General features: G+C 37.7%; 19 protein-coding genes and 1 pseudogene. 10 read left to right on the top strand and 10 right to left on the bottom strand.

What is annotated here, in order from left to right:
• On the top strand, window positions 1-124 hold a 124-nt coding region (locus FJR05_RS06075), incomplete at its 5' end, for a transposase (RefSeq protein WP_168642427.1).
• Window positions 125-384: 260 nt separating this feature from the next.
• On the opposite strand, the pseudogene FJR05_RS27865 reads toward FJR05_RS06075, so the two are convergent.
• From FJR05_RS27865 to tig, 8 genes and pseudogenes are all read right to left on the bottom strand, one after another.
• Window positions 385-1,428, bottom strand: a pseudogene (locus tag FJR05_RS27865) (DNA methyltransferase); the annotation flags it as partial.
• A 705-nt stretch (window positions 1,429-2,133) separates the two neighbouring features.
• On the bottom strand, window positions 2,134-2,580 hold the full coding sequence (locus tag FJR05_RS06070) for a DUF29 domain-containing protein (RefSeq protein WP_168643294.1): 447 nt from the start codon (window positions 2,578-2,580) through the stop codon (window positions 2,134-2,136).
• 37 nt (window positions 2,581-2,617) lie between these two features.
• Window positions 2,618-3,067 (bottom strand): DUF29 domain-containing protein, encoded by a 450-nt coding sequence (locus FJR05_RS06065; RefSeq protein WP_168643293.1) that lies wholly within the window; start codon window positions 3,065-3,067, stop codon window positions 2,618-2,620.
• Between the two features lie 37 nt (window positions 3,068-3,104).
• A complete protein-coding gene (locus tag FJR05_RS06060; protein WP_168643292.1) occupies window positions 3,105-3,566 on the bottom strand; it encodes a DUF29 domain-containing protein in 462 nt (153 codons plus the stop codon).
• 216 nt (window positions 3,567-3,782) lie between these two features.
• Window positions 3,783-4,622: an alpha/beta fold hydrolase gene (locus FJR05_RS06055; protein WP_168643291.1), complete on the bottom strand. Its 840-nt coding sequence runs from the start codon at window positions 4,620-4,622 to the stop codon at window positions 3,783-3,785.
• Window positions 4,623-4,707: 85 nt separating this feature from the next.
• Window positions 4,708-6,051 carry an ATP-dependent protease ATP-binding subunit ClpX gene (clpX, locus tag FJR05_RS06050; RefSeq protein ID WP_168643290.1) on the bottom strand — a complete coding sequence of 448 codons (1,344 nt, stop codon included), beginning with the start codon at window positions 6,049-6,051 and terminating at the stop codon, window positions 4,708-4,710.
• A 30-nt stretch (window positions 6,052-6,081) separates the two neighbouring features.
• The gene (clpP, locus tag FJR05_RS06045) at window positions 6,082-6,759 is read right to left on the bottom strand and encodes an ATP-dependent Clp endopeptidase proteolytic subunit ClpP (RefSeq protein WP_027404850.1); all 678 of its coding nucleotides are present in this window, start codon (window positions 6,757-6,759) and stop codon (window positions 6,082-6,084) included.
• Between the two features lie 210 nt (window positions 6,760-6,969).
• Window positions 6,970-8,367 (bottom strand): trigger factor, encoded by a 1,398-nt coding sequence (gene tig, locus FJR05_RS06040; protein WP_168643289.1) that lies wholly within the window; start codon window positions 8,365-8,367, stop codon window positions 6,970-6,972.
• 603 nt (window positions 8,368-8,970) lie between these two features.
• On the opposite strand from tig, the gene FJR05_RS06035 reads away from it, so the two are divergent.
• The 4 genes from FJR05_RS06035 (at window position 8,971) to FJR05_RS06020 (ending at window position 13,961) form a co-directional block, all read left to right on the top strand.
• Complete coding sequence (locus tag FJR05_RS06035; protein WP_168643288.1) at window positions 8,971-9,984, top strand: aspartate-semialdehyde dehydrogenase; 1,014 nt, start codon at window positions 8,971-8,973, stop codon at window positions 9,982-9,984.
• Between the two features lie 107 nt (window positions 9,985-10,091).
• A complete protein-coding gene (gene dapA, locus FJR05_RS06030; protein WP_168643287.1) occupies window positions 10,092-10,994 on the top strand; it encodes a 4-hydroxy-tetrahydrodipicolinate synthase in 903 nt (300 codons plus the stop codon).
• Window positions 10,995-11,203: 209 nt separating this feature from the next.
• The gene (locus tag FJR05_RS06025; protein ID WP_168643286.1) at window positions 11,204-12,970 is read left to right on the top strand and encodes a ribonuclease J; all 1,767 of its coding nucleotides are present in this window, start codon (window positions 11,204-11,206) and stop codon (window positions 12,968-12,970) included.
• A 613-nt stretch (window positions 12,971-13,583) separates the two neighbouring features.
• Window positions 13,584-13,961 (top strand): Mo-dependent nitrogenase C-terminal domain-containing protein, encoded by a 378-nt coding sequence (locus FJR05_RS06020; protein ID WP_168643285.1) that lies wholly within the window; start codon window positions 13,584-13,586, stop codon window positions 13,959-13,961.
• A gap of 52 nt (window positions 13,962-14,013) precedes the next feature.
• On the opposite strand, the gene FJR05_RS06015 is transcribed toward FJR05_RS06020, so the two are convergent.
• Complete coding sequence (locus tag FJR05_RS06015) at window positions 14,014-15,861, bottom strand: caspase family protein (protein WP_168643284.1); 1,848 nt, start codon at window positions 15,859-15,861, stop codon at window positions 14,014-14,016.
• A 257-nt stretch (window positions 15,862-16,118) separates the two neighbouring features.
• On the opposite strand from FJR05_RS06015, the gene FJR05_RS06010 reads away from it, so the two are divergent.
• Window positions 16,119-16,565 carry a hypothetical protein gene (locus tag FJR05_RS06010; RefSeq protein WP_168643283.1) on the top strand — a complete coding sequence of 149 codons (447 nt, stop codon included), beginning with the start codon at window positions 16,119-16,121 and terminating at the stop codon, window positions 16,563-16,565.
• A gap of 112 nt (window positions 16,566-16,677) precedes the next feature.
• On the top strand, window positions 16,678-16,854 hold the full coding sequence (rpmF, locus tag FJR05_RS06005; protein WP_168643282.1) for a 50S ribosomal protein L32: 177 nt from the start codon (window positions 16,678-16,680) through the stop codon (window positions 16,852-16,854).
• 326 nt (window positions 16,855-17,180) lie between these two features.
• Here rpmF and FJR05_RS06000 read toward each other — a convergent pair whose 3' ends face one another.
• Window positions 17,181-18,566, bottom strand: coding sequence for an aldehyde dehydrogenase (locus tag FJR05_RS06000; protein WP_168643281.1), 1,386 nt, complete (start codon window positions 18,564-18,566; stop codon window positions 17,181-17,183).
• A 67-nt stretch (window positions 18,567-18,633) separates the two neighbouring features.
• Between FJR05_RS06000 and FJR05_RS05995 the strand changes: the two genes are divergently transcribed.
• The 3 genes from FJR05_RS05995 (at window position 18,634) to FJR05_RS05985 (ending at window position 21,053) form a co-directional block, all read left to right on the top strand.
• Window positions 18,634-19,347, top strand: a complete 714-nt coding sequence (locus FJR05_RS05995; RefSeq protein WP_168643280.1) for a rubrerythrin family protein — start codon at window positions 18,634-18,636, stop codon at window positions 19,345-19,347.
• A gap of 178 nt (window positions 19,348-19,525) precedes the next feature.
• On the top strand, window positions 19,526-19,948 hold the full coding sequence (locus FJR05_RS05990) for a hypothetical protein (protein WP_254446766.1): 423 nt from the start codon (window positions 19,526-19,528) through the stop codon (window positions 19,946-19,948).
• Window positions 19,949-20,015: 67 nt separating this feature from the next.
• Window positions 20,016-21,053, top strand: a complete 1,038-nt coding sequence (locus FJR05_RS05985) for an MASE1 domain-containing protein (RefSeq protein WP_168643278.1) — start codon at window positions 20,016-20,018, stop codon at window positions 21,051-21,053.
• Window positions 21,054-21,063: the final 10 nt, after the last annotated feature.

Below are 21,063 nucleotides of genomic sequence, written 5' to 3'. Positions count from 1 at the left end.
TACTGTAGAAGGAATTAATAATAAACTCAAATTAATCAAAAGACTTGGATATGGATTTCGTAACTTTAGTAATTTTAGATTACGTAGTTTATTAAACTGGCACTTTAGTATTAATTCTCCATAAAAGGGACGCAAGAGCCAAGGTTTCAAACCTTCCATATCAGCAATATTTAAAACCCGTTTATTTGCTTTCCCCTTTAACTGCACTTCCTCATATTTAATCTTTAAATTGCCAAATTCATCTAACAACAATTCATTTAACTTAACCAAAGATTCCCGGTTAACATCATTAATATTACGTTTTAATATTTGTAAACGATCTTCTTGTGCTGTATCTTCAGGTTTTCCGACAATAAAAGCGTGTTCCTTATACATCCTAATACTTTCATTTTTCTCTTTTAAAATTGCTTGATAATCCTTGGCTTTTAATGGTTGTAAAATATCAAGCTGTTTAACATTTCCTACAGTATCAAAACGTTCATTATCAACCCGAATCAAACCAATTAAAGAATTACCAGCCATAATGTTAAAATCAACATTAGGTAAAGGTTCTAAATCATCAACAGTTTTTGCAGAAGCAACCAAACTTAAAAACAAGCGTAACTTAGCAATTTCTACCGCTTCCTCCATGATATCCACACCATAGAGATTGTCAGTAATTACCCGTTTTTTGATATAATAATCCAAAGAAGGATGATCTTTTTTAATCTTCGTTAATCTAGCTTGATTTGACTCATCTCCCGAAACTTGAATAAACTCAAAAATCGCCGTATAAATCTTAATTAAATGTTGTAAAGCAGCCACCAAAAAAGCCCCACTACCACAAGCAGGATCTAAAATAGAAAGCTGAGGTAAAACATCATCTAATAATTGCTGACACAATTGATTATCAAGATGTTCAAAAACCTGAACATTACCAATTTTCTCACTAATAAACTTATTAATAGTTCTTTCACAAAGATAATTAGTAATTTCCGGTTTAGTATAATAAGCCCCAAATTCTTTTTGGTTAATATACTTCTCAAAAATATATCCTAAAACATCAGGATTAATTTCATCGTCCTTACCACTGGGAGTATCATCTAAATGCCAAGTATAACCAGAAAATAACTTAAATATATCCTCAAAACCAGCATCACTAATTTGAATACGGTTACTGAGCGAAGTCGAAGTAACGCGATATTTTTCTTCAATAATATGGGGTAAAAACAAACCACCATTGATATATTTAATCTTGCCAATTAAAGCCGCAGTTTCATCTTTACGGAACTTTTCAGCCTTACCAAAACCATCAAAAAACAAAGTCTGTAAAAACTCTTGATAATATAAATCTTCACCTTTGCTTTGACTAACCTTCAACTTATCTTGTAAATAATCAGTATTTCCATGATCTAAAAACCCCTTTTTCTGGAGAAAATAGATAAACATCAACCGATTCAAAATCACCGAAGCATACCAATTAGCATCTTTAATATTATCTATACCCTTGATAAAAGTAACAAATTTCCGATGTTCTAACTGAAAATCATCAAAAAACTTTTTAGTAATCTTTTCAATATCAAAAGCCCTTTGAGTGCGTTGAGTAACATCAGTTAAAGTTAAATTTTCTTCTTCCGCAAAATCAATAAATAAAGATTCTAACTTTTGAGTTAACAACTCACCCGATTGAGTAATATTAAAAGTAGTTTCTTTGCTTTTAGTTTTATTATTTTCTTGACGTTTTACCCATTGCCAAACCTGCTTTTCTTGGTTTTTATCGGTATAAATAATTAAATGTTCTTGACTATAGCTAGTAACTTCCGCATCAATCTTTTTTCTGATTTTAGCATTAGGTAAAATACCATTATCAGACACACAATGATAAACCATCATTCCGCGTTTTTGACTAATAGCTTCTATAGTATAATTTTCCTCATCTACAGTTAAATATATAGGAGAAACATCTGCATAATCCCAACCCAACTCTTCAATAAATAAAGATGTAAAATCAGATGATTGGAGATATGTTTTCACTTGACTGCGATTGAACTTCATAAAATGCACTCCTGGTATATATAAAACAGTCGGTTTTAACCGACTTCAGCTATGAGACAGGGAATTTATTCCCTGGATTTCTGGATTTCTGGATTTCTATTAACCTAAATAATCAATATCTAACAATTGTTCAAGGGAATAAGGACATTTTTCAGGAAAATCAACTTTAAACTTAGTTTTTATCTGCACATATTTCAAAGCCCGATTATAAATATTATCCATCTCATTAGCTAGATAATTACGTAAATTCGTTGTTAATCTATCCTCAAGTTGATAACGAAAGCCTAAAATTTCTGATTGCCAATGATAATAATTTCTTTCAGATTCCTCTGTCCAAAATTGTAGTAATAAAAGATGTCTAATTACTTGTTCTAATAAACTTTTAACCGCATTTTTCTTTTCACTTCCCAAATCTTCCAACTCCTCAATTAAATTCTCTAAATCCACCTCATTAAAACGACCTTGTTTCAATAAATCAATAGTTGCTAATAACCATAAATAATCATCTGTTTCATAGAGTTGCTGTAAGTTAGTCAAAACATTCATATTTTTACCTCCTAATTTATTTAATTATTTCTCTAACTCAATTAGGTAAATAGTCAATATCTAACAATTGTTCCAGAGAATAAGGACATTCTGCGGGAAAATTAACTTTAAACTTAGTTTTTATCTGCACATATTTCAAAGCATCAGCATAAAGATTTAGCATTTCTTTAGCTAAATGATTACGCAAATTACCAGTTAAACGTCGTTTAAGTTGATTTCTAAAACTGACAATTTCAGCTTGCCAATGATAACGATTTGTTTCATTTTCTTCTATCCAATATTGCAATAATAATAAATGTCTAATCACTTGTTCTAAAAGACTTTCAACCGCATTTTTCTTTTCACTTCCCAAATCTTCCAACTCCTCAATTAAATTCTCTAAATCCACCTCATTAAAACGACCTTGTTTCAATAAATCAATAGTTGCTAATAACCATAAATAATCATCTGTTTCATAGAGTTGCTGTAAGTTAGTCAAAACATTCATATTTTTACCTCCTAATTTATTTAATTATTTCTCTAACTCAATTAGGTAAATAATCAATATCTAACAATTGTTCAAGAGAATAAGGACATTGTTCAGGAAAATCAACCTGAAAATTAGTTTTTCTTTGCACATATCCTAATGCCCTTTGGTAAATTTTTGATTTTTCTTCAACTAAATGATTGCGTAAATTTGTGGTTAATTTAGCATTAAGTTGATCTCGAAAACTATAAATCTCAGCTTGCCAATGACCAGAATTTATCTTAACTTCAATAGTCCAATACTGATACAGTAATAAATGTCTAATAATTTGCTGTAATAAACTTTCTACAGCATTTTTCTTTTCACTTCCCAAGTCTTCCAACTCCTCAATTAAATTCTGTAAATCCACCTCATCAAAACGACCTTGTTTCAATAAATTAATAGTTTCTAATAACCATAAATAATCATCTGTTTCATAGAGTTGTTGTAACTTAGTAGTAAAATTACTGGTAATTGTCATAAATTTACCCCCTATTTACCTCTAAAATAACACATAAGTAGGTAAAGAGAAAAATTTAAAGGTATGTGACGAAATGTAAATTCAATGAATACCTTGCAAATAGGTTATTTCACGGTTTTTACAAAACTAAACATATATCGTTTTTATTATGTTTACCTACTTATATAAATAAAGATCCCCGACTTCTCTAAGAAGTAAGGGATCTGATTCTATCAGTTATGAACAACTTAAAAACTCTTTGACTATTGCTAAATAAGTTTCTGAGTCTTCCAACATTGGAAAATGCGCTGTATTCGGAATAATATTTAATTGCACTTTATCACTTAAAGCCGCCGCTGTTTTTCCCAATTCAGCCGGAATAATAATGTCATGTTCCCCAGCAATCAGCAAAGTTGGTATAGTTAACTTGGCAAATTCTGCCGGCATTGTTTCCGCTTGTTCCTTACTCACAGAAGTATAAATAGTCCCTAAAGCCGCTTCATAATGGGCATTAACAAAGTCTTCTAAAAAAGCCTGACTTTCCGCTTTAGGAATCGGACTATGGAGAAATCTAGCCATGAACATTTTATCAGCCAGGGGAATTTTACTTAACCACTGGGGGCGGAATTTCACCACATAACCACCAAATTTATGAAAAGCCGAAAAAGACTTTTCTTCATATTCAAAAATACCGCTACAAGTTAAAATCCCCTTTTCCACCTTTTCGGGATAGCGATTAAAAAATAAAGTCGCAATAGAAGCACCCATAGAATGGGCATTAACATAAACACGATCAAGATTTAACTCATTTAATAAAACCGCCAAATCTTCCACGTATTCTGTTAATTCATAACTTAAATTCCCGTTATTTTGGGGTTGACATTGAGAACGGCCAAAACCCCGCAAATCATATAATAAACAATCAAAATTATCTAATAAAGCCTCAGCCGTACTTTGCCAATATCTCGCTGAACCCGCCCAACCATGCAAAAAAACCATCACCGGTTTCATAACATTTGATGGTTTTTTTTTCCACTCGTAATAATGGTCTACACCCCGAACATTTATATAAGTCATTGCAAGAATTAAAAATTAAAAATTAACAATTGACAATTGACAATTGGCAATTAACAACTGACAACTGACAATTGGCAACTGACAATTAAGCCGACTCTGGCTTAGGTAAAGAAGAAGGATGTACTATCAGTTCAGCAGTAGAACGTTTTTCCACCATTTCCTTAGTAATAGTACAGCGAGTCACATCCTTGCGAGAGGGTAACTCATACATTACATCCAGCATCAACTCTTCCACAATACCCCGTAAAGCCCGCGCTCCAGTTTTGCGCCGATAAGCCTCTTGAGCGATCGCCTTTAACGCCTCTGGTTTAAAATCTAACTGGACATTATCCATATTCAGCAGTTTTTGGTACTGTTTCACCAAAGCACTCTGTGGTTCAGTCAGAATTGCCATCAGCGCCTCCTCATCCAAAGGATCAACCACAGCCACCATCGGAATCCGCCCAATAAACTCAGGAATCATGCCAAATTTCACCAAATCATCCGGTTGCAGATGACGTAACGTATCAGCAGCCCGTTTTTCCTTAGTTTGCACATCTCCAGGTTGCACAAAGCCAATTGACTTTTTACCAACTCTCTGATCTACAACCTTTTCCAAACCGACAAACGCCCCACCACAGACAAACAAAATATTGCTCGTATCAATTTGGATACAATCTTGATATGGGTGCTTACGTCCGCCTTGAGGTGGAACATTAGCAACAGTCCCCTCCAACATTTTCAATAAAGCTTGCTGTACCCCTTCCCCAGAAACATCTCTGGTAATAGAAGGATTTTCACTCTTGCGGGCGATTTTATCAATTTCATCAATGTAGATAATACCCCGTTGAGCCTCTTCCACATCCAAATCCGCCACCTGCAACAGACGCAACAAGATATTTTCCACATCTTCCCCTACATACCCAGCTTCCGTCAGGGTTGTAGCATCAGCAACAGCAAAGGGAACATCGAGAATTTTCGCCAGAGTTTGTGCCAAGAGAGTCTTACCGCAACCAGTCGGACCAATCAATAAAATATTGGACTTTTGTAATTCGATCACATCATCTGCCCCAGCCTTTGTATTACCCTTAGACTGAAGAATCGCTAATCGTTTGTAATGATTGTAAACAGCCACAGATAACACCTTTTTGGCTTCATCTTGACCGATAACGTGTTCGTCTAAATAATTTTTAATCTCTCTCGGTTTCGGGATTTGATTAAACGAGAGATTAGACGAACTGGTACGACGTTTTTCAGTTGGTTCTGACTTTTGCGTCGGTGGTGATGCAGCCGCAGCACTAGTATCTAGCAATTCCTCATCGAGGATTTCATTACACAAGTCAACGCATTCATCGCAGATGTAGACTCCCGGACCTGCGATTAATTTACGTACCTGCTCTTGAGACTTACCACAAAATGAACATTTTAAATGGGAGTCGTACTTAGACATATCAGCCTCTTATTTCAGAATGATGACGATTTACCCTGCTGTGGGAAGATTTTGTCTAGAAATGACCTGATCGATCAAACCATAATTCTTCGCCTCTTCTGCTGACATGAAAAAGTCGCGCTCGGTATCAGCTTCAATTCTTTCCAAGGGTTGACCAGTATGCTTGGCCATTAATTGATTTAATTCGCCCTTAATGTAAAGAATTTCTCGCGCTTGAATTTCAATGTCAATAGCTTGTCCTTGAGCGCCACCCAGGGGTTGGTGAATCATAATCCGGGAGTCAGGTAAAGACATCCGCTTTCCAGCAGTTCCAGATGTTAATAAAAAAGCCCCCATGCTCGCTGCCAGCCCAAAACAGATAGTTACAACATCGGGACGTATTTGTTGAATTGTATCATAGATTGCCATACCCGCGTAGACAGAGCCACCAGGAGAATTAATGTACAATTGAATATCTTTTTCCGCGTCTTCAGAATCGAGGAAAAGTAATTGGGCAACAATGGAATTAGCTACAACATCATCTATGGGAGTTCCTAAAAAAATAATCCGCTCGCGGAGTAAGCGGGAGTAGATATCAAATGCCCTTTCTCCCATCCCAGACTGTTCTACCACCATTGGCACAATATTACTAGGGCTGCTAGAACTGCCACTAGTACCAATAGGACTCAAACTGGTGATTGGGTAATTTCCCGATTGCGATACAAGCATACTAGAATATTTAAAAATAAATGGCATGAAATTGTGAACTGTTAACCATTATGCCCTATATGGCAGAATTCAGGAGTCAGGAGTAAGAGGCAGGGGAGCAGGGGGGCAGGGGAGCAGAGGGGAAAGGAGAAATTTTTTTCTTTCTACTGACAACTGACCAATCACCCATTACCCATTACCCATTACCCATTACTCATTACCCATTACCCATTACTCAGGATTACTGGTTTCTGCTTCCTGAACTGCTTCAGTGCTTTCGGTTTCTTCTATAGGACTTAAAGAACCTTCCGGGACTAATTCCACAGATGAGCGTTCTAGCAACCAATCAACGATTTTCTTGGTTAAAAGTTCTTCTTTAACCACTCCACGCAATCTATTTTCATCCAAATCTTGATCAGCATATTCTGCCATCAAGAGGGCGACTCTAGCTTGCACTTCTTCCCTTGCCACTTCAATAGATTCACGTTTGCCAATTTCTTGTAAAGATAGATTCCGTTTCAGACGTTCTATAGCTTCAGGTTTGGATCTATCACGTAATTGAGGAATAATTTCTTGAGTGAATAGCTTTTTGACATCTATTCCTTGCTCGGCTAACTTCATAGCCGTCTGCGACAGCATAGCATCAATTTCTTGATCAATCAGTGTTGTCGGCAAATCTATTTCCACATGGTTCAATAGTTCTGTGACTAAAGCTTCTTGCTGATTGTCTTTGGTTTTATCTGCTGCTTCTTTTTGATACCGTTCTTCTAAGGATGCCCGCAATTCCGCTAAGGTCTCGAAGTCGCTGACTGATTGGGCAAAATCATCATCCAATTCTGGCAGTTCTTTGGTTTTAATTTCTTTGAGGGTAATGGTAAACAGAGCCGCTTTACCAGATAACTCCTCATTACCGTAAGGATCTGGGAATTGAGCAGATACTTCTTTGGTTTCTCCAGGGTTCATACCCACTATACCCAAGACGAAACCGGGAATAAACTTATCTTCTTGTAACTCAACTTGAAAATCAGTTCCTTCTCCACCAGGAATTGGTTTGGGTTCACTATCAGGATCATCTCCTTCAGTTTTGGCAATTACACCCTTAAAGTCAATTACTGCCATATCACCGATTTGGGCGGCACGTCCTTCTACAGGGACTAAAGTTGCTGATTTTTCTCTTTGGGCTTCAATAACTGTATCTACTTGGGTAGGATCGTACTTGATTTCCTCCGCTTTAACTTCTAAACCAGTGTATTGGTTTAACTTGACTTCTGGGAAGACATCCACAGTAGCGGCAAAAGTCAGGGGTTGTCCTGGTTCATAATTGACAATTAATTCATCAAAGGAAGAACTTAATTGGGGCTGACCAAGAGCGGTAATCGCTTCTTGTTTAATTGCTTGGTCAATGCCTTCTTGCAGCATTTCTTCTAAGGCGGTTGCCTTAACGCGAAGATTACCGATACGTTGTATTAATATTTGCCGGGGTACTTTGCCTTTGCGAAACCCAGGAATATTTGCGGTACTAGTTAATTTTCTAATAGCTTGCTCGTATTTTTGTTTGGTAATTTCCGGTGTAATTTCTATTTCTAAACCAATTTGACTGGCGGGAAGTTTTTCCTGGGTAACTTTCATGCTTTGTTTCTATTTTTCTGGTATTTTAATCTGCTATCTAAATACTAGACAAGTCTAGACATTTACTTCTACGGGGGTATAGGATCGGTTATCCCGACCTAAGTTAACGCGCTGTCTTCGAGACGCGATTATTTTCTGACTAGATATCATTCAGACACAAATGCGTGTGAATATCTTTCAGCAGAGATCCAGTTTACTGCAAAAAGTAAAGGACTGAACACTTCATGATATTCTTTCAACATAGCAGCCCTAGTTCCGGTAACATAACTTTACAGGCAGGGCTTCTAGAAAATACCCAAATGTTAATCGCTCTTGGTTTTCTTTTTTTGCAGTTTGCTGTATAATAGGATATTATACGATAATGTAGTAATAATTTGATTGCTATGACTTCCATAGCTGTAGAGTGAGATATCAATTAATTTTAACTGCAATATAAAAACAAAGTCACAGATTTCTCAATAGTCATCAAAAATTGAGATATAATCACGAGAATATGCAAATTTTACTATTGAAAATCTGCTGTTGACAGGAACAACAGAAACATTTGATTTTTTAAGTTGTCCTAAAAAAAGTGCTAGTTACCTCTTAAAGGAGGAGTCGAGTTTGTCTAAGTCCTATCGTGTAGCTATTTTGGGAGCAACTGGTGCTGTAGGTACTGAGTTGCTGGAATTACTAGAAAGCCGGAATTTTCCCCTGGCTGAATTAAAATTGTTGGCATCGCCACGCAGTGCGGGAAAAACACTCAGATTCAAAGGAGAAGATATCCAAATTGAGGCGGTGAGCGATCGCAGTTTAGAAAATATAGATATAGTCTTAGCCAGCGCTGGAGGTAGCATCTCCAAAACTTGGGCGAGTGTAGCACTGGAAAAAGGAGCAGTGGTAATTGATAATTCCAGCGCCTTTCGCATGAACCCGGATGTGCCTTTGGTAGTTCCAGAGGTCAATCCCCAAGCCGCATTTACTCACCAAGGAATTATTGCCAATCCCAACTGTACGACGATTCTCATGTCCTTAGCGGTTTGGCCATTACATCAAGTTAAACCAGTGAAAAGGATTGTCGCTGCTACCTATCAATCGGCTAGTGGTGCTGGTGCGAAGGCAATGGAGGAAGTAAAAATCCAAAGTGACGCTATACTACAAGGAAAGCAACCAGTAGCGGAGGTTTTACCTTACCCATTGGCATTTAATTTATTTACCCATAATTCTCCCATGACAACTTGGGGTTATTGTGAGGAAGAAATGAAAATGGTGAACGAAACCCGCAAAATCTTTGGTAATCAAGAAATCAGAATTACCGCAACTTGTGTACGGGTTCCCGTCCTCCGCGCCCATTCTGAAGCCATTAATCTAGAGTTTGAAACACCTTTTGATCCAGATGAGGCTAGAGAAATTTTAAGAACATCACCTGGGGTGAAATTAGTAGAAGATTGGCAAGCAAATTATTTTCCTATGCCTATAGATGCTAGTGGTAAAGATGAGGTTTTGGTAGGAAGGATTCGCCAAGATATTTCTCATGCTTGTGGTTTAGACTTATGGCTATGTGGCGACCAAATCCGTAAAGGTGCAGCCTTAAATGCAGTGCAAATTGCTGAATTATTAGTAGAAAAAATTTACTAAAATTTACTACAGGATTAAGTTTAAATCGAGTCGTTTGTCATGAATCATGGTTAATTAACAACTGACAACTGACAACTGACAATTAACAAATTAGGAGAGAAAAGAGTGTGGGAGATTTTGGAACAATTGTAACTGCTATGATTACGCCGTTTAAAACAGACGGTAGTATTAATTATGATGTAGTTGCCAAACTAGCAGATTATCTGGTTAACAACGGTACAGATGCAATAGTGGTATGTGGAACAACAGGGGAATCTCCAACCCTGACTTGGGACGAAGAATATCAATTATTTGTTGAGGTATTGCAAACTGTATCAGGTAAAGCTAAAGTAATTGCTGGTTCTGGTTCTAATGACACCAAAGAAGCGATCGCCGCCACCCAAAAAGCAGCTAAAATAGGAGTACATGGTTCTTTACAAGTAGTTCCCTACTACAACAAACCACCACAGGCTGGATTATACAAACACTTTCAGGCAATAGCTCAATCCTGTCCTGACCTGCCAATGATGTTGTATAACATTCCTGGAAGAACAGGTCAAAACCTCAGTTCCGAAACAGTGGTAAAATTAGCGGAAATTGATAACATTGTCGCTATTAAAGAAGCCAGTGGTAACTTAGATCAAGTGAGTGAAATCCGGCGCTTGACACCAAAAGAATTTCAGATTTACGCTGGAGATGATTCTTTAACTTTACCAATGTTAGCCATAGGATCTCAAGGCATAGTCAGTGTAGCTTCTCATTTAGTAGGTAATCAAATTCAAGAAATGATTCAAGCATGGAAAGTGGGAAATATCCAACTGGCCACCGACATTCATTTGCAATTGTTTCCATTGTTTAAAGCTTTATTTTTAACTACAAATCCCATTCCTGTTAAAGAAGCACTAAAACTGCAAGGTTGGGATGTAGGTTCAACTCGTCTACCCTTATATGAAGCCGATACAGATGTATCGAAAAAATTAGAGTCAGTAATGCAAAAGCTGAATTTAATCTCAGCCCCAATAGGTGAGTGATTTATAAATAATGTGTACAAATGGTGACTAGATTATCATCTTCATACCTGTGCTACAACTGAACAATATAAAAATCATTCAGTTTGATGTCAACGAAATCAAATAGGACTTTATAGAAGCTGAATTTAAACAGAAAATTTGGTCTTTTCTTTCATACAAGAAAGCGAACTATCAACTGATTCACAACTAACAAAAATCTCCAGGAGAAAATGTCTAAAAACGAATCTAATCCCGCTCTCAAAATTATTCCTTTGGGCGGTTTACACGAAATAGGTAAAAATACTTGCGTTTTTGAATATGAAGACGAAATTATCCTGTTAGATGCAGGATTGGCATTTCCCACAGAAGCCATGCACGGGGTAAATATTGTATTGCCAGATACAACTTATTTACGGGAAAATCGCCACAAAATTAAAGGCATGATCGTTACTCATGGTCATGAAGATCATATCGGCGGAATTGCCTTTCACTTAAAGCAATTTGATATTCCGGTGATTTACGGACCAAGACTGGCAATGGCCATGCTAGAGGGTAAACTGGAAGAAGCAGGAGTCCGCGATCGCACAGAATTAAGAAAAGTCCTTCCCCGTGACGTGGTGAGAATTGGTAAACATTTCTTTGTTGAATATATCCGCAACACCCACTCCATCGCTGATAGCTTCACCGTTGCTATTCATACACCAATAGGCATAGTTATCCACACGGGAGATTTTAAAATTGATCATACTCCTGTAGATGGTGAAAAGTTCGATTTACAACGTCTGGCAGAACATGGTGAAAAAGGCGTACTTTGCCTATTAAGTGATTCCACTAACGCAGAATTGCCAGGATTTACACCTTCCGAACGGGCTGTTTTTCCTAACCTTGACCGAGAATTTTCTCACGCTACTGGACGCTTATTTGTCACAACCTTTTCTTCTAGCGTCCATCGCATTAACATGATTTTGGAACTAGCGAAAAAGCATAATCGTGTGGTGACAGTTGTAGGGCGTTCTATGCTGAATTTAATCGCCCATGCTCGGAATTTAGGTTATATCAAGTGTGAAGATAGCCTGTTCCAACCGTTGCATACCGTTCGGGGAATGCCAGATGAGAGAGTGCTGATTTTAACCACTGGCTCTCAGGGTGAAACAATGGCAGCGATGACAAGAATTGCCAATAAAGAACACCCCCACATCAAAATTCGCCAAGGAGATACGGTACTATTCTCCGCTAACCCCATTCCTGGTAACACAATTGCCGTTGTCAACACCATTGATAAATTGATGATTCAGGGGGCAAAAGTGGTTTATGGACGGGATAAAGGGATTCACGTTTCTGGACACGGCTGTCAGGAAGAACAAAAGCTGATGATTGCTTTAACTCGTCCTAAGTTCTTTGTGCCATTTCACGGTGAACATCGGATGTTGGTGAAGCATTCGGAAACTGCTCAGAGTATGGGCATTCCGGCGGAAAATATGGTGATTATCCAAAATGGGGATGTCATCGAGTTAACAGAAGATTCTATCCGTGTTGCTGGAAAAGTAGCCTCTGGGATTGAATTGGTGGATACTTCTAGTTCTGGTATGGTGAGTTCTAAAGTGTTGCAAGAACGCCAACGCATGGCTTCTGAAGGGACTGTGACTATTGCTGCTGCTATTGATTGGAGTGGTAAGCTCATGGCGAAAACAGAAATTCATATGCAGGGTGTGGTGACAAGTATCGAGCGATCGCTCTTGCAAAAATGGGTACAACAACGCATTGAAGAGATTCTTGCCATTCGTTGGACAGAGTTTTCTCCCGTAGAAGGACAACCCGCTGATACAGATTGGGGTGGATTACAGGAAACTTTAGAACGAGAGTTGGCGCGTTCTATGCGGAGAGAGTTGCAATGTCAACCTTCTTTGACGTTGTTAATGCAAATCCCAGAAGAACCTGCTGTGAAGGTTTCTGATGGTAGACGACGACGGACTCGTTCTACTGCTGTGGCTTCTTAAATAATTAGCTCACGCAAAGGCGCTAAGGAGCAAAGGTGTTTTTTGGCATCTTTGCGTTTTTTTTGTTGAATTTAAGTTCTGCTTGATGCTAGTGTTAGTCGCTTTTTTAATGGTAATTAATAGCCAATGGGATTTAAGCCTCAAGATAGAGTTAGACTAAAGATAAGGGGTGTGAGAATTGAGGCTACGGTGTTATTAAAAAAGCAAGTTAAAATGATGTCACAGCAAAGAGTAAAGCGCTATAAAATTGTAAATTTAGTGAAAGTCACGGACTGGAGTTATATATTTGGAAATATTTTTCTGAATCTTGATTATTGATAATTATTGCTATAATAAGTTTTGTTGCAGTTACGGGAAATTACTTCTAAAGTTAGATGGGTTGATTAGAATTTTAACTGTGACAGATTATTCATAAGATTGAATAAATTCTGGGATTGCTTTTCGGGAAATTACGGTCAAAGTGACGTATTAATTATATAAACTCAATCATGGGGAGCAGTTAATTACAGTTTTGATAAAATTTCCGTCATAATACTGTTTTCCGGTTCAGGTTCTTGTCATATTGTATATTCATCAGTAAGGTGAATACCCTCAAAGGAAGAGAGGAATTACCATGAAGGTATCTAAGAATACTAAGAAAAAGATTTTTGTGACGAGTTGGATTTCTCTGCATCCTGTGGACGCTAATGAAGCTAATATGACTCCGTTACACCATGTTGCAGCCCAGCCTGTTTGGGACTTTTTACGTCCTTTGCGTAATTGGTTGGATAATATTCAGGTAGGCGATCGCCTATTAGCTCATCGTCTCTGTAAATACATTCCGTCTCAGTGTCCTTTTGAGCGTGATGTCAAAGTATTTGGTAAAACACTCTTTCACATTCCACCACTGTGTAAACTTAATCCTTTATACGAAGAATTAGTAGGGTTGCGATTTAAAGCTATGTGTTATCTAGCTGATACCTGTGGGGAAGATATTTCTCAATATTGCTAATGGGTAATTGACAATGCCCAATGCCCAATGCCCAATGCCCAATGCCCAATGACTAATTCTTCTCCTGTTGCCATTTTTGGATCGCATCCTGAGCGTCTTCATAGGCAATTGTTACTTGTGGGACTAATTTAGCGGTGGCGATCGCAGCTTGAAAATCTTCTTGAGTGGCACGAATTTTGGCTAAATCTAAAATTTTTTCACTCCATTGATTAATTAATGTTTGGGCAATTTCAAATTCGGGTTGTCCTTTTTGAATTTTTTTAGCAACTTCGATGGCGCGATTATAGGTTGATGCTTGTTTAGGAATAATTAACTTTTTAGCTGCATCTAAGAGAGTTTTATTACTTACATATTGCTTGTCTTCTAGTTGCCATTTTTGAATAAATGTTTGAGATTGGGAATAAAGGGGATCTTTTGTAGTGATTAACTTGGCGATTGTGATGGCGGCTGGATATTTTTTTTGTTTAGCTTGTTCCTGTGCTAGTTCCAAAATCATTTGACACCAAACCTGAATATTTTCCTGAGATTTGGCGTATAGTGGTGAATCCGGGGGGATTCTCTGGGCTTTGGCGATCGCAATGCTTAAATGATTCGGTTGTGTGGGGACAAGTAACATTTTTTGTAACTCTAAAATTGCCTGATTGCGTTTGTTAGAGTCTGTATTGGCACTAATTTGGGCGTTACTAGGATTTTGAGAAGTTTTAAATATTTGGGGAAATTGCAGTTTGCTAGTTTGATTATTAGATACTGTTTTGGAGAAATTTTTAAACCGAAAACTTTCCGGGTTACGGAGTAAGAATGTGGCGATTATACCTACTATCACCATCGTACCACCACCCCAAATGATAAATTGTTGCCAAATTGGTGGTTCAGATTGCAGTGAAGTATAGGTATTAGCTGTGGTAAGAGCGGGAATAAATCTGCCACTGGGCTGGGATTCTGGGGAAGTTGTTAAGGTGTGATTGCTGGTAGTAAGTGACTTTGATATAAGTGGGCGAACTAAATTTTCCTCGGTTGTTGTTGGGCTTAAAGTGGTCTCGACTGAGGCATTTTCTGTCCACCAAGCCCTGTCTGTGCTGCTAGAGGAACTATTTTCTAGGGGGGGTATGGTACGGGCGATCGCAAAACTTTCGGTTGGAAAAATTAGGGCTTCTGAGTTTTCATCTAGTGTCAACGTGGGTAAAATAGCTGGCTGGGTCGTGGGAATGACAGTCATGGGGTTTTGGACTGGTCGCCAGTGGTGTTGACAAAGTTTGGGAGTAAGATAACTTACATAGGCGGCTAAATCGGCAAAATTGTATCCTTTTCCAGAACATAAAGCTTCTAATAATGCGGCTGTGAAGAAACCATGACCTAATTCCGTGCTTTCATGGGCAAATTCTTCGGGTTGACAGGAAATAATTGCCCCCATTTGCAGTTCTTGGGCTAGTTCGATGATTTCCTGTCCTACTGGTGCATCTGCTTGAGTCCCAAAAGCGCGGTTAATATCCAAGATGAGTAAGATATTGAGTCCGGTAACTTGTAAACTCTGGATAAGCGATCGCACTTCTATCCCAGTTTCGGGAACTTGATCGGGATTCCCGGCGACTGGCATTAAATAATCTTGTTCTTTGTGGTTAACTCCATAGCCGCTAAAAAATAACCACAGACAGTCTCCTGGCTGCCAGAACGTGGCTGCTAATTCTTCTAGCAACGAGAGGATGTTTTCTTTTGTCGGATAGGAGGATTGCTCTCCTATGGGGGGCGAGGTATTTGTCATTAACAGGCATTTTTCGGGGAGAAAACCTGCTTGTGTTACCAAAAAATCCTTAATTGCCTCAGCATCGGCTTGAGCGCAACTGAGAGGTTGAAAGAATTGATATTGATTAATGCCGATGGCGATCGCCCAGTAATTTACCATCCCGCTCTTTGTCGGTTATTTGTTTGTTGTTTGCTGAAAATTGCTATAGTCAGGAGTCAGGAGTTAGGAAGAAGGAAAGAAAAGCCTCTTGTAGACAGTGATTCATTGCCAATTCATGTCCTTTTGCACCTTGTCCTCTTACTTAGTTTAATTAATTTTCACTTATTGCTGAAATTAGTTGTAGTGTATACAACATAAATAATCGTAAAATACTTGCACTCGATTTCCATGATCGGTCATTCAGGAGTTAGAAGATTATGTTCAAGATTGATACAAAACAATCATTTTCAGCGATTCCTTTTTCAATTATTAGCCAAGTTGGCAAAAAAATCCAGATTATTCATAGTCGAGTGTGGCTGTTATTAGCAGTTCCTTTATGGTTAATGACAGAAGCGATCGCTCCCCAGGTTGTCCAAGCTTACACAGCTAGAGTAGATTTACTGATAGACCGTCTACCAGAGGAAAGCTACGAAACCGTTCTAAGAAGGGCAGAATCCACCGCTAGAGCCGCAACTCAACGCAGCTTTGATCAAGATATTTTAGTAACAGAAGTATCCGTTATTATTTCAGCACAAAATCGGGGAGCGATCGCCCCAATCTTATCATTAGAAGTCAGCCGTCCTCAATGGCAAAAACTGCCAGATCCCCAAAATTGGACAACTTATTTTAAAACAGCCCGTTCATTACTGTTAATTGATCAATAGTTGAAAACTTCAGTACCGCTTTTGCCCAAGTCCAAAGTCAAAATTTGCCACTCAAAAGTTAATTAATCGCTTACAATAGGAAGGTTGTCAAGAATCACGATATACTGCTGTCATGGCTGTTCCTAAGAAGAAAACATCAAAATCTAAACGAGATAAACGCCGCGCCACCTGGAGACACAAAGCCGTTGTGGAAGCACAAAAAGCTATCTCCCTTGGTAAATCCATTTTAAGTGGTCGTTCCAACTTCGTCTATCCAGCGATTGAGGAAGAAGAAACAGAAGAATCTTAGAGAAAAATTCAGTAGTCTCCAATTCAGGAGTTAGAATAAATTTATACTCGTGACGGCTGAGATTTGAATTTTTACAAGATTACTAAAAACCCGAATGTATAAGGTTTTAGCAGCCCTGGCGAATGGAATTCACGGCTACACAAACTAAGTCCCTTAGGGTTCGCAGTCGCCTATGGAGGGAGACCCTCCTACAGCGCTGTCTCACCGCCTGCGCGGACTAAAAAACAATGAAAGATTTGAAACCCAGGCAGGCGGTCACTAAGCCTGCCGAAGTGTGGGTTTTGCTTGTGTAGACGCGGTTTCCAACCGCCCGTTTAAGCTGAATATTAAATACCAATAATTTTTTTCAACAGCGATAATTTACCTTGATAGGGTGCGTATCGCCAATTTATATCCAAACGAAATGAGTTTTGCAAAACACTTTTGTCATGGGAAAAGGTGTCAAAACCAGCTTTACCGTGATAGCTACCCATCCCGCTATCACCCACACCTCCAAATGGTAAAGAAGAAACAGCAACCTGCATTACTGTGTCATTAATACATACTCCTCCAGATGATGTTTCCTGTAAAATCCGTTTTTGCAGGTTTTTGTTTTGGGAAAATAAATATAAAGCCAGGGGTTTTGGTCTAGAGTTAATCAACGTAATAGCTTCATTGATATCGGTGTATTCAATGATGGGTAAGATTGGTCCGAAAATTTCCTCTTGCATGACTGCATCTTCTAGAGAAACATTTTCTAACAAAGTGGGGGCAATGTAAAGTTTTTCACGGTTAGTTTCTCCACCAATAATCACTTCACCACATTTGAGTAAATTAGCTAATCTGTCAAAATGTTTTTGATGAATAATTCTCGCGTAATCGGGACTATTAACTGGATTTTCTCCATAAAATTCTTGCAGACATTTTTGTAAAGCATTGACTAAATTTGGTTTAATTTTTGTATCTACCAACAAATAATCCGGGGCAATACAAGTTTGTCCAGCATTAATAAATTTACCCCAAGTGATGCGTTTGGCGGTATGTTCTAGATTAATGTCCGTATCAATAATACAAGGACTTTTCCCACCTAATTCCAAAGTCACTGGAGTGAGATGTTTGTCCGCAGCTTCCATAACTATTTTACCAATGGCTGTACCACCAGTAAAAAAGATGTGATCAAATTTTTCTGCTAGTAACTTTTGACTCGTTTCCACTGCACCAGGGACAACTGTAATATATTCTGGAGCAAAGTATTTATGAATAAGTTCTGTAATTAAATCCGAAGTCCGCGGTGCGAGTTCTGAAGGTTTAATAATAGTACAATTTCCCGCAGCGATCGCTCCAACCAAAGGTGAGATAATTAACTGAAAGGGATAATTCCAAGGACAAATAATTAAAACTACTCCCAACGGTTCTGGATATATCTTAGCCGAGTATGGAAATAAATCTAAAGGAACGGCTGCTTTTTTGGGTTTTGTCCAACTATTGATATGTTTGATGGCATAATCAATTTCTTTATTAACACCGATTTCCGTAGCGTAACTTTCAAATTCTGGTTTATGTAAATCAGCTTTTAATGCTTGAATAATTGCTGCTTTATTTTCAATTACTAATTGTTTTAAAACTTTGAGTTGGGCAATCCGAAAAGTAACATCTTTCGTTTTACCAGTTTGGAAAAACTGCCGTTGTTTGGCAATAATCTCGACGCATTTTGGTAATTCGTGGGTAATCATTGTTAATCAAATCTTAAAGAATGTGTTTTAATATTAGACAATAACCTTTCATCGAGATTCGCAAATTATGGATTTATCCAATTTTACTACATTACAAAATTTAGAATCAGCCTTTGGTGGGGAATCAATGGCTAATCGTAAATACCTATTTTTTGCAGCAGTCGCCCGTAAACTAGGTTTTGCCGATTTAGCAAAACTGTTTAAAGAAACAGCAGATCAAGAAACCGAACACGCTTTTGCACATTTTGAATTATTACATCCAGAACTTGTTGTTGAAGATGCAGCCGCTTTAACCGATGAACAGAAACGGGAAATCATCTCTCGTTGTTTATCTTTAGCGATAGAGGGTGAAACCTACGAATACACAACCATGTATCCTGAATTTGCTGCTGCTGCCGAAAATGATCGAGATCATCCCGCAGCGGCAGAATTTCTCCAACAAGCTCAAGAATCTAGTGATCACGCTAACACATTTCGTGCTGCCGCCCACCGATTTGGGTTGCTTAAATTCATTGAAAACTACCACGCAGATCGCTACACTGAAGCCTTAGAAGTCTTGAACGGTGGAGACGCTGTAACTAGAGTTGCTAGTGAAGATCCGCAAACTCAAAAATGGATTTGTAGACAATGCAGCATGATTTATGATCCTGTGACAGGTGATCCAGACTCAGGAATTGCACCAGGTACAGCATTTGCAGATATTCCTGAAGATTGGCATTGTCCTATTTGCGGTGCAACGAAGAAAACTTTTAAACCCCTTGAGGAAAAAGTTGCTGCTTAATAAAACTTAATTCAAGTAGATTCCCCATCATCTATTGATGCTCCCTCTTCTCTGATAATGTATAAAACATAGAAGAGGGAGTTATGTAATTAGGACAAATATGCCGCCAAAAATTAGAAAAATATACAGACTGGAAGAGTATTCTTTGCAAAATATACTGTATCATTCAGTTGCGCCTATGATGGCTATACTCCTCAGTTTTTTTTCCAACTGGGCATCAGCTTTCTTTTGTTTATTTATTGGTGTATTTATTAGTCTTTTAATTTCAGATATTGATAATTGCCATGAAGTATTAACTTGTAGTTTCAATTCCTCCCGTCGTCGAATTATCTTACACCAACGGAATTTATTTTCTCATGGCGTGATTGAATTACCCCTTGATGAAATTGATACAGCACTGATTCAATCTCGTCATTCTTCCTTTAACCTAAAAACTAAAATTGGCAAAAATATCCCGATAGATAATCAATTTTACTGGATTGTAATAATATTGAATTCTGGCAAATCCCTGCGATTGACTTACTACGAAACAACACTATTTAGTTGTAAACAACAAATTGTTGATTATATTATATATTTAAAATATAGTTCAATAATTTAAATAATAGAAATCACAATATCAGATAGTTGAATAAAAGTATTTTAATCCTCAACAAAATTACAAAATAATGAAGTTAAATCTCAAAATTATATTAGTCCGTTCTGCATGGATAGCAGCATTAGATCTAGTTTACTACCAAACGGCAGAAATTTCTCGAATCCTTGCTTCTACGCCCCAAAATGTTACCCCAGTTTGGCCACCTGATGGTTTTGCTACTGCTGCTATATTCATTTTTGGATATTGGATATGGCCAGGAGTATTAATCGGCTCATTCCTAGCCAATATTTGGGCATTTATTAATCCAACTAATACCATTACGCTAATTTTTTCAGTTTTGCAGGTGTTATTAATTGCTGCTGGAACAACTTCTGGCACACTATTAGGTACTTTTTTATTTCGTAAACTTGCCAGTCAACATTCTCCCTTAGACCGGCTAAATAATGTGAGTGAATTTTTATTATTTACAGGTATGTTAGGACCGGTTGTGAATGCGACTGTGGGAGTTACGGCATTAACATTAGGAGGAAAAATACCTCTTAGTAGCTATATGGGAGTATGGGTAACTTGGTGGATATCTAACGTAGCTGGAATCTTTATTTTCACTCCAGCACTGCTAAGTTGGGGAGAATTATTTAAAGAATATTTTGTAACTCATCAACGAAAATTTAGGATTAACTTAAAATCCATAAATCTTTGGCAGTTAATGGAGCTTTTATTTTTACTAAAAATAGTATCTTTTATAGCCAGCAATGCCTTTTTTGGCAACTATTATATAGAGTACATGATTATTCCCTGTTTAGTTTGGTCAGTTTTTCGCTTTGGACAACTGGGTGCAACAAATTTAATTGTCTTTGTTGCTATTGTGGCTATTTCAGGAACAGTCAGAGGACTGGGAGCATTTAATCGTTCTAACTTGAATGATTCTCTTTTATTACTACAATGTTTTATTGGAGTAATTGTTTTAACAACACTTGTCTTAAATGCCATTGTTACTGAAAAAAAAGCAGCAATATTAATACTCAAAAATTCACAAATTCAACTATTAGATAAATCTTCAGAACGTAGTTTTTCACTCTCCCCCCACTTTCGAGAGTTTATAGGGTAGGTAGAAGTAG

The sequence above is a fragment of the Dolichospermum sp. UHCC 0259 genome (assembly GCF_009711935.1).
Classification (GTDB): Bacteria; Cyanobacteriota; Cyanobacteriia; order Cyanobacteriales; family Nostocaceae; genus Dolichospermum.
The sequence above is the reverse complement of the archived record's forward strand: the minus strand, read 5'-3'. Positions and strand labels throughout refer to the sequence as shown.